Source organism: Aminiphilus sp. (genome assembly GCF_029975095.1).
Classification (GTDB): Bacteria; Synergistota; Synergistia; order Synergistales; family Aminiphilaceae; genus Aminiphilus.
This window is the reverse complement of sequence record NZ_JARKPW010000241.1, coordinates 1-2,580: the sequence shown is the minus strand read 5'-3', so window position 1 is coordinate 2,580 and position 2,580 is coordinate 1. Positions and strand designations below refer to the sequence as shown.

4 protein-coding genes are annotated in these 2,580 nt (G+C 58.3%); 3 read left to right on the top strand and 1 reads right to left on the bottom strand.

Annotated elements, in window-relative coordinates:
• Nucleotides 1-297: 297 nt before the first annotated feature.
• Nucleotides 298-1,305 (bottom strand): hypothetical protein, encoded by a 1,008-nt coding sequence (locus tag Q1K49_RS14750; protein WP_029165551.1) that lies wholly within the window; start codon nucleotides 1,303-1,305, stop codon nucleotides 298-300.
• A gap of 86 nt (nucleotides 1,306-1,391) precedes the next feature.
• Here Q1K49_RS14750 and Q1K49_RS14745 point away from each other — a divergent pair, with 86 nt between their 5' ends.
• The 3 genes from Q1K49_RS14745 to Q1K49_RS14735 form a co-directional block, all read left to right on the top strand.
• Nucleotides 1,392-1,604: a helix-turn-helix transcriptional regulator gene (locus tag Q1K49_RS14745; RefSeq protein WP_029165550.1), complete on the top strand. Its 213-nt coding sequence runs from the start codon at nucleotides 1,392-1,394 to the stop codon at nucleotides 1,602-1,604.
• An 82-nt stretch (nucleotides 1,605-1,686) separates the two neighbouring features.
• Nucleotides 1,687-2,076 (top strand): hypothetical protein, encoded by a 390-nt coding sequence (locus tag Q1K49_RS14740; protein WP_029165549.1) that lies wholly within the window; start codon nucleotides 1,687-1,689, stop codon nucleotides 2,074-2,076.
• Nucleotides 2,076-2,580, top strand: a 505-nt coding sequence (locus Q1K49_RS14735) for a hypothetical protein (protein ID WP_300526724.1), incomplete at its 3' end; no start/stop codon positions are given. The genes Q1K49_RS14740 and Q1K49_RS14735, both read left to right, overlap by 1 nt.

Genomic DNA, 2,580 nt, shown 5'->3' with positions numbered 1-2,580 from the left:
TTGTCGCAAAGGTGTTGACATCCCTGCCGCAGCTCGATATACTATGCCTCGCGTCGGTGGGCATGGGGGCGGATAGCTCAGCGGAAGAGCACCTGCCTTACAAGCAGGGGGTCGTTGGTAAAAAAGAAAATCGTTGCAACCACTGGGTTCCCGATGAGGGAGCCCTTTTTTTGTGCTCCTGCCAAGGTTTTTTGAACCACTTCGGCGGTTTCCGAAACTCCAGGGCAATTGTCAAGTTTTCCGTAGCGCTCCGAGAGGGGCGCTTTTTTCGTGTTCCGAAAGATCGCAGTATCTTCATCAGATGTCGCTCACGACGAACCTCGTTTTATCCTTCCTGTTTTTTGTCACCTCTCTTCCCTCTGCTCGTGCCTTTTCGCGGGTTCTCTCTTGCTGGAGAAACCGATGCCACATCCTCCTATCGTAGAACTTCCCCGCGTGTGGACCTTTGTATCTGCGCGAAAGCTCTGCAATCGGGTAGTATTTCCCTGTAATAAAGCAGCGGCGAACAATAATTTCCTCCGGACCGTCTCCGAAAAAGCTCTGTGAGAGCTGTAGCCAAATTGCGGCGAGGAGCCCGCACGGCTGGAGGACGGATTTCACCTTCCCCTCTTCAATTCCTCGGAAGACAACGACGGGCTTTTCGCTCAGCTCCTCGTTAAACAGCCTTACGAGACAGCGATACATCGCGTCTCGCAGCGATAGCGACGGTTCAAACGGGATGGAGTACGCCTTGAGCCCCTCCGCGCACAAGACGTATCGCTTATTGTCGCGGTCGTGGCGTATGTACTCGTGCAGTGGCTCTCCGTCTTCATACATCGCCACCAGGTTCATAACGGCTCGCACTTTTGCAGCCTCGGTCGTCCACAAGCTCAGGGGCTCAAGTCGAGCCACTCCAGGCTCCCCTCGAAGGTCCACGCTTGGGTGGGCAACGAGACATCCAAATTCGTTCGCGAAGGTGAGAGTGCTTTGCTCGTCCGACAGCTCAGAAAACCTCACGAAGAGCGGCGTTTTTCGGCTATCGACAAAGGCGTTGCGCGCATGTGTGAGCCCTCCCTGCGGCAGCAGCAGCGGAAAGCGTCTCGCCGACCAACGGTCAGCATCAACATCCTCGTATCCTCGCGGGATGGCGATGACCTTTACACTTCGGGCTTCGCCGCGCAACGAAGCCTTGCAGGGAAGCACCTCCTCCAGCCGTAGCTCAGTCCCTGCGTCCACGAGCCGGAAACCTTTTTCCGGAACCGGGTTGAAGAAACAGGGCTCGATGGGCGCATCGAGGAACTCCCCGTCGTTTGGAAACGCCTTCACGCTTGCACCTCCAAAAGTGACCAAATCTTATGCTGCATTATACGTGCTAGTACGCCACAATGCAAGCCGAAAGGAGGTGGGGCTCGGTGCGGACCGTTATTGAAAGGCTGCTTGCAGAAAAGGGGCTGTCGGTCCATGCGTTTCATCGACGTGTCGGGGGAAACAGGACGCATGTGTATCAAGCGGTGCGTGGATTTTCTCGTGCGACAGTGCCTCAGCGCGAGAAGATCGCCGAGGCGCTCGGAACTTCCGTTGATGTGCTGTTCGACGAGCGCGGGATAGCGCGATGCGCGAAATAAAAAAACGCCGCTCTCCCGTTGCAGCGGGAAAGCGGCGCAAAAGCTTCCCGGCAGCGAACCGGGAGAAGGGGGAGGTTCTCCTATGGAAAGTATAATCCGAAAACGTTGGTACGGCAATCGCGGAAAGATCGTGCTCGAACTCCGCGGCGAGGCGTTGATCAAGCACGAGCGAAGCAAGGACCGCCTCCGCGTCCTCGGAGGCAAGGGGCACGCCATCGATGAATCAATGCTCCAGGAGGCACTCCGCCTTGGGGCGAAGGTGCTTTACATCAACGAAGACTCGCGGCGCCTCGTGTGGCGTGCGGACCTCCGGGACATAAAACCGGACGTGCGGACCATCGCAGGGATACGGCGGCGTTGCTTTGACCTCCGCTTCTTCGAGCTGGTCGAAGGCGTGGAGCACGCGCCGGAATGGTGGTACGTCAAGCGACCACCAAAGCGGCTAGAGCCTGCGCAGTTGGGGTTGTTCTGATGCGTCCGCCAATCGACATCGCACCTCGCGCTCTCCTGGAGCGGATTCGTCAGAACCTCCCGAGAGAGATCCTCGACCGTCCGCGTTTTGCCCTGTGGAAGCTCACCGCAGAAGGGCGCAAGCTCCCGCTCCGTGCTGATCGAACGGCGTGCGCGAGCTGCACAGATTCCTCGACGTGGGTGAGTTTTGACGCGGTAGCCGCAGCACTTCGGGGCGGGGAAGGCATTCTCTTTGCGCTCGGCGACGGCATCGGCGGGCTCGATCTGGATGATGCCCTTCCGCTCTCCAGCGAGGGACGACTTTTCCTCGGTCATTTGGACTCTTACACCGAGGTTTCCCCAAGCGACACCGGGCTCCACGTGCTCTTTGGGCACACCGGGGAGCTTGCCTCTCGTCGGAGGGGATCGGTGGAGCTCTACTTCCGAAGCCGTTTTTTCACGATCACCGGAGACGTGCTCGAAGGTCGCCGGCGATTTCGGAACGCGGACATTGGAGTGCGGCGCA